This window comes from Bacteroidales bacterium (assembly GCA_018334875.1).
Classification (GTDB): Bacteria; Bacteroidota; Bacteroidia; order Bacteroidales; family UBA12077; genus JAGXLC01.
Window position 1 is genome coordinate 1 of record JAGXLC010000237.1, and the last position, 6392, is coordinate 6392.

6 protein-coding genes and 1 tRNA gene are annotated in these 6392 nt (G+C 41.0%); 3 read left to right on the forward strand and 4 right to left on the reverse strand.

Features of this window, described 5'->3' with window-relative positions; translation table 11 throughout:
- Nucleotides 1-103: 103 nt before the first annotated feature.
- A complete protein-coding gene (locus KGY70_15185) occupies nucleotides 104-2185 on the forward strand; it encodes an insulinase family protein (GenBank protein ID MBS3776539.1) in 2082 nt (693 codons plus the stop codon).
- A gap of 39 nt (nucleotides 2186-2224) precedes the next feature.
- Here KGY70_15185 and KGY70_15190 read toward each other — a convergent pair.
- A tRNA-Arg gene (locus tag KGY70_15190) sits at nucleotides 2225-2298 on the reverse strand.
- A gap of 124 nt (nucleotides 2299-2422) precedes the next feature.
- Here KGY70_15190 and KGY70_15195 point away from each other — a divergent pair.
- Both KGY70_15195 and KGY70_15200 read left to right on the forward strand, forming a co-directional pair.
- The gene (locus KGY70_15195; GenBank protein MBS3776540.1) at nucleotides 2423-3265 is read left to right on the forward strand and encodes a lysophospholipase; all 843 of its coding nucleotides are present in this window, start codon (nucleotides 2423-2425) and stop codon (nucleotides 3263-3265) included.
- A gap of 7 nt (nucleotides 3266-3272) precedes the next feature.
- On the forward strand, nucleotides 3273-4271 hold the full coding sequence (locus KGY70_15200; GenBank protein MBS3776541.1) for a GSCFA domain-containing protein: 999 nt from the start codon (nucleotides 3273-3275) through the stop codon (nucleotides 4269-4271).
- Between the two features lie 72 nt (nucleotides 4272-4343).
- Here KGY70_15200 and KGY70_15205 read toward each other — a convergent pair whose 3' ends face one another.
- The 3 genes from KGY70_15205 to KGY70_15215 are packed head-to-tail and all read right to left on the reverse strand — an operon-like array spanning nucleotide 4344 to nucleotide 6259.
- A complete protein-coding gene (locus KGY70_15205; GenBank protein MBS3776542.1) occupies nucleotides 4344-5336 on the reverse strand; it encodes a SpoIIE family protein phosphatase in 993 nt (330 codons plus the stop codon).
- Nucleotides 5311-5655 (reverse strand): hypothetical protein, encoded by a 345-nt coding sequence (locus KGY70_15210; protein ID MBS3776543.1) that lies wholly within the window; start codon nucleotides 5653-5655, stop codon nucleotides 5311-5313. Before KGY70_15210 ends, KGY70_15205 begins: the two co-directional genes overlap by 26 nt.
- A 55-nt stretch (nucleotides 5656-5710) precedes the next feature.
- Nucleotides 5711-6259, reverse strand: a complete 549-nt coding sequence (locus KGY70_15215; GenBank protein ID MBS3776544.1) for a hypothetical protein — start codon at nucleotides 6257-6259, stop codon at nucleotides 5711-5713.
- Between the last annotated feature and the right edge of the window lie 133 nt (nucleotides 6260-6392).

Genomic DNA, 6392 nt, shown 5'->3' on the forward strand with positions numbered 1-6392 from the left:
GGTGGCCAACGAATATTTCAGAGAAGACAACAGGGTGGTGTTGTATTATTTGCCACAATCTACAAGAAAACAATAAACTTTTAATCTTAAAATACATTGCATTATGGACTCCAATAGAACAATATTTTTATATACATTATTGCTCTTTGTTTGGGTTGTTTCCTCCGCCCAGGCACAGGTAGACAGAAGTGAACCGCCAAAGGCCGGCCCCGCACCCGAGATCAGGTTCAGCGAGCCCACTACTTTTACACTCGATAATGGTCTGGAAGTTATTGTCGCCGAGAATCATGATATGCCCCTGGTATCATTTCAGCTAACCATCGATGCCGATCCTGTAAGGGAAGGCGACGCAGCCGGCTATGTTGGTGCAGCAGGTAGCCTTTTAAGAAACGGCACCTCCAGGCATGAAAAGGCAGAAATTGATGAAGCGGTTGATTTTATCGGGGCTACGCTCAATACTTATAAAAATGGCATTTATGCTTCCTGCCTGAACAAAAATTCAGAAGAATTGCTGGAAATTATGTCCGAGGTGGTTACCAGTCCAACCTATCCGACAGAGGAGGTTGAAAAATACAAGAAAAACACCATTTCAAACCTTACTTCTTCCGAAACCAATGCTTCTTTCATCGCGAACCGGGTTTCCAGAAAACTGAGAAATGGCCGGCATCCTTACGGCGAAGTGGAGACAAAAGCCACTGTAAAAAATATTACCCGGGAAGATTGTAAGAATTATTACAACAAATATTATAAGCCCAACATTTCTTACCTTGTTATGGTGGGTGACATTACACCGGACGAAGCCAAATCCTATGCAAAGAAATATTTTGGTAGCTGGGGAAAAGAAGAAGTCCCCAACCACAATTATGATTTCCCGGAAAGGACTGAAGGAACCAAAGTGGCCATGGTTGATAAAGAAGATGCCGTGCAATCGGTTATTTCGGTAACTTATCCGCTTAAGCTTAAAGTTGGAGATGAAGATGCTATCAAGACACAGGTTATGAACAATATTCTGGGTGGAGGGGTATTTTCCGGTTATCTGATGCAGAACCTGAGGGAAGACAAAGGCTATACCTATGGCGCCCGTTCTAACATATCTAAAGATACGGATGTAGGATACTTCAGGGCGAATGCTGAAGTGGGTACCGAAGTAACCGATAGTGCTGTTCATGAGTTTCTGCACGAGATGGAAAGGATACGCAATGAAAAAGCAGATCCTGAACATTTGGATCTGGTCAAGAATGTGATCACCGGGCAGTTTGCCAGATCGCTGGAAGATGCGCAAACCATAGCCAGATTTGCCCTCAATACCAAACGTTACGATCTTCCCGGGGATTATTATGCCAATTACCTGAAAAATGTTGAGAAAGTAACGGCAGATGAAGTGCAGCAGGTAGCACAAAAATATATCCTCCCGGATGAATCCATAATCGTAGTGGTAGGAGATAAAGAAAAGGTATCGGAGAAGCTCGGGCGTTTCGATGCCGATGAACAGGTTGAAATGTATGATCATACAGGCGAACCCATAGAGGCTGCTGCACCTTTACCTGAAGACCTTACTCCGGAGAAGGTAGTAGAGGAATATATTGAAGCGATAGGTGGACGGAAGAAGATCAATAATATCAAGGACCTTCAGCAAACCGGATCTATTTCTATGAATGGCCGAACCCTCACCATTAAAACTTATCGCGAAGCTCCTGATAAATATGCCAATGTCACTGAGATGAACGGCCAGGTGATGCAAAAACAGGTTTATAACGGAGAAGAAGGTAAAATGACCGGAATGGGACAGGAGAGGCAAATAAAGGGAGATCAGTTAAAAAATCTCAGGTATGAAGCCAGGATGTTCAAATTTTTAAATTACAACGAACTTGATGTCGAACTTGAGCTAAAAGGCATTGAGTCAGTTGAGGGTGAAAAGGCATATCAGATCAGGGTAACCAATCCTGCAGGACAAGTTCATTATGATTACTATTCAATAGATACCGGCCTGAAGATACAAACAAAATCAACTCAGCAAACACAGCAGGGAGAAGTTACCACCATTCAAAAATTTTCCGATTATAAAACGGTGAATGGTGTCAAGTTTCCTTATACGATTGAAATTTCAGGGATGAGAAGCATGACGCTTCAGATAGACGATTATAAAATCAACGAAGGAATTGATTCTTCGGTATTTGACTTATAGAATATAAAAGAGGCGCTCCGCAGCGGGTGCCTCTTTTTGTGACTCAGGGAGGACTCGAACCCCCAACAACCAGATCCGAAGTCTGGTGTTCTATCCAATTGAACTACTGAGCCGAAGAATTGCAAATATACAAAATTTTTTTGCCGTACAGGAAAATCAGAGGATTATTCATTCGATTACAATGAATACGATTGTTATCAGCAGAAATGATGTAATTTTGCAGGAAAAATATCCCTTATGGAAAATAAAGAAAGGTTCATCCGCGCCGTTGACGGAAATAAACTTTATGTTAGAACCTGGAAGTCCACCGGAACCACCACCGCACACCTGTTTCTCATTCATGGTTTCAGTGAGCACTCAGGAAGGTATGAAGCATGGATTAAGAGATTCATCGAAAACAACATTACGGTATCAACAATGGATCTGAGAGGGCATGGCCGTTCAAGCGGAAGAAGAGGTCATACCCCAACGTTCAATCATTTGCTCGACGATATTGAAACGCTGATTAAGCATGAGGGCCTGGAAAATGATATACCACGGTTCCTTTACGGACAAAGCCTTGGAGGAAGTCTGGTGCTGAATTATGGCCTTAGGCGATCAGCCAGGGTTAGAGGCATTATAGCCACATCACCGTGGCTCAGGCTTTCGACCGAACCCGGGGCTATCAGACTTTTTTTTGCCAGGGGATTGAAGATTATCGCTCCCACTCTCATAAGGAATTCCAAATTGGATATCAACTATCTTTCCCATGATCGGGGAATTATTGAACAATATGAGTCCGATCCGTTAATACACAGGCAAATTACTCCCAGCTTGTTTTTCAGTGCCAGGAAGGAAGGAAAGCGAGTCATTAAAGAGATTGATCAGATGAACTTACCCGTGCTATTGATGCACGGGACAGGTGATAAGATTACTTCATTCAAAGCCAGTGAGGAGCTGGTAAAGAATGCCGGAAAAGCCGGGGTGGATATTCGTTTTGTGCCCTGGGATGGCCTTTATCACGAAATTCATCACGAATTTCAAAAGGATGAAGTATTTGAGGCCATCATTGACTGGATGCATGAAAAAAGCAAACAATAGTTTTATTATGAGACTTTTTAGAACACCAGTGGAGATACCCGAATCGGAGTTCAATTTGAACTATAAAAAGAATACGATGATGGTGGGGTCGTGTTTTACGGAATACATAGGAGCAAAGTTTAGCCGGTATAAATTTCCAACATGCATTAATCCGTTCGGTGTGCTTTATAATCCGGAGTCTGTAAAAAATGCACTGGATATTTTGATGAATGAAAAGTATTTTGAGGAAAAAGACCTGGATCAATACAATGGGCGTTGGCTGAGTTTTTGGCATGATACCACCTTTTCAGGATATGACAGGGATAAAGTACTCCGGGACATCAACACCGGTATTCATAAGGGAAATGCATGGCTGGCAAATACCCATCTGCTGGTCATCACTTTTGGTACCGCACGGGTGTATTTTCACAAAAAGAAAAATCAAATCGTATCCAATTGTCATAAATTACCAGCTAAAGCATTTAAGAGGTACCTGCTTGACATACCAGGCATTGTGGGAAGCTACATGGAACTGATCAAAGAGCTTAAGCAATTCAATAATAACCTCCACATTGTATTTACAATAAGTCCGGTGAGACACTGGAAAGAGGGTGCGGCAGGCAACCAGCAAAATAAAGCTGTCCTGATTCTTGCCATACAAAAGCTTATCGAAGAATTTTCCGAACTGGAATATTTCCCTTCCTATGAGATCCTGATGGATGAATTGAGGGATTATCGTTTTTATGCAAAAGATATGATTCATCCGGGTGATACGGCGATTGATTACATATGGGAACGCTTTTGCGATACCTATGTCAAAAAATCCACCCGGAAGTTAATGGACAAGGTAGAAGCCATTGTTAAAGCACGAAATCACAGACCTTTCCATCCTCAATCGTTGGAGTATCACGATTTTCTGAAAAAACAGATCGAAAAAACGGAGCAGTTTCTGGATAAATATCCCCATATTGACCTTAGAACAGAACTGGATTATTTTATTTCGCAACTGGAGGGAATCGAAGGATGATTTCACCAGGAGTGGCAGACCAGTAAGCCGTTGAGAGCCTCTTTCAAATCTCTTTGACTTTATGGACAAACACTATTTATTCAGTTCGTTTATCCGAAAACCCATCACCAGAATATCATCCACCTGCTCTTCATCTTTTTGCCAGTTATCGAGTTCCTCTTCCAACAGGGCTTTTTGTTTGGGAAGGTCGTAAGTATGGATCTGCTGCAGAAAATTTTTAAAGCGCTTGGTTTTGTATTTTTCCCGGTTGGGAGCGATCTGATCCACATATCCATCCGAAAACATGTAGAAGGTATCGCCCGGTTGCAGCTCGATCTCATATTTGGTAAAAGGCTTTTCCTTGAAGGAAATACCGATGGGTGCCCTTGCGCCTTTATATACATTCAGGGTATTGTTACGAAAATGATAAAGGGGCCGATAAGCGCCTGAAAACTGTAAGGTATTTTTATCTGTGTCGATTGCACAGAACGCCATATCCATGCCATCTTTTGTTTCTTTTGTATAGCCTTGCTGGTGAAGGGAGGATTTCATCAGGTCTCGGAGATCTTCCAGTATCTGATCGGCATCCATCTCAGAATGCTGGGTTACTTCGTTTAGGAAGGCAATGCCCAGCATGCTCATAAAGGCCCCGGGTATTCCATGACCTGTACAATCGGCTGCAGCTATAAATATCCGGTGGTCAATCTTTCTGAACCAATAAAAATCTCCGCTGACTACGTCTCTGCTTCGGAGCAAAACAAATGACCCCGGGAAGAAGTGGTGTAATTGAGATTTGTTGGGAAATACGGCAGACTGAATTTTTTGAGCATAGGAAATGCTCTGATTGATCTTTTTATTTGCGTCTTCTATGATCTTGAGCTTTTCATCCAGCTCATTCTCAATAAAGGTGCTGTGTTCAATCAAATTGTTATACAGCACATGTAAGTCCTGATATTCATTCTTCAGATCTTCATATTCCTTAAGTAATTGATGATATTTTTGTTGCAGATGAATATAATCATCCATGGGTCTGAGTTTGATTTCATCTTCCGCGATATGCTCAATTAACTTCAACTTCGACGTCATTCCACAGCTTTTTAAAATTTCTCAGTGATTTTTCCTGCCAGGAAATGTCATTGGATCCAAGCACCTTCAGTTTTGGTTTTCCCTGTTTTTTACAGGAAAGTATAAACATACTGAATGTAGTGATTCCCGAACTATTTAAGAACTGAAGATTTTGCACATCGAGAGTCAGACTATCTTCAGCCTGTTCAGCCACTTTATTAAGATAGTCACTTACCACTTCGTATTCCGAAAGATTGGCAAGGCGCATTGATCCTTCTATTATGACAGTATTGTGACTTTTATCGTATTTTAGCTTTGAATCCCCAACTTCTAATTCCATATCCTTTATAGCGTTATTTTTTATAAAAAGTTTTAATTATGAAGCAGTTATTTTTTTATTTCTGGTTATCAATAAAATAATAGGCCTGAACGGTTATCTCAAACAGCCCCCCTTCTTTTTCTACCATTTTTGCTCCAAGTTTTATCTGATAATCTTTGAACATGATCAGCAAGCCGATCTCTGACTGCTTGTCTTCACTGGCTTTTTTAAGCATCTCATCATAAAACAGATCATCGAGATTTTCTGAATTGATGATTAGAGATAATCGGTTCATCAGTGATTCAAAATAGGATTGGTTGCTGGTGTTGGATACCTGCATTTTAAGTATTCTGTTATAACGCTTCACTTCAATGTTAATTTCGGAGTCGCGTTTGGTAGAATACTTGGAGGCATTTTCAATCAATTCATTAAAAACAGTGGAGACAATGTTTTTGTCAATGTCAGTTTCTCCCGTTTCGTGAAATTCGGCCACGAAATTGGCAATTATGCCGCAACGACTCCAATGCGTGATCAAGTCAATAGGTTTGACGGTGAATTTCAGATCACCTTCTGCGGGGAGATAATCTGGTGTAAGTTCATAATCCCCTAAAACTTTTTCTTTCATGAAATTTCTTTTTTTAAACTCGTTTAATTACTAACAGTGAAATATCATCAAGCAATTCACGGTATCCTCTGAACTGTTCTACATCTTTTATTACATTTTCTACGATCATTTGAGGATTAAGTTCCCGGTTGAC

Coding starts and splice junctions, on each gene's coding strand:
- KGY70_15210 (MBS3776543.1), bottom strand. CDS start 5,655: ATGGAATTAGAAGTTGGGGATTCAAAGCTAAAATACGATAAAAGTCAC.
- KGY70_15185 (MBS3776539.1), top strand. CDS start 104: ATGGACTCCAATAGAACAATATTTTTATATACATTATTGCTCTTTGTT.
- KGY70_15200 (MBS3776541.1), top strand. CDS start 3,273: ATGAGACTTTTTAGAACACCAGTGGAGATACCCGAATCGGAGTTCAAT.
- KGY70_15195 (MBS3776540.1), top strand. CDS start 2,423: ATGGAAAATAAAGAAAGGTTCATCCGCGCCGTTGACGGAAATAAACTT.
- KGY70_15215 (MBS3776544.1), bottom strand. CDS start 6,259: ATGAAAGAAAAAGTTTTAGGGGATTATGAACTTACACCAGATTATCTC.
- KGY70_15205 (MBS3776542.1), bottom strand. CDS start 5,336: ATGACGTCGAAGTTGAAGTTAATTGAGCATATCGCGGAAGATGAAATC.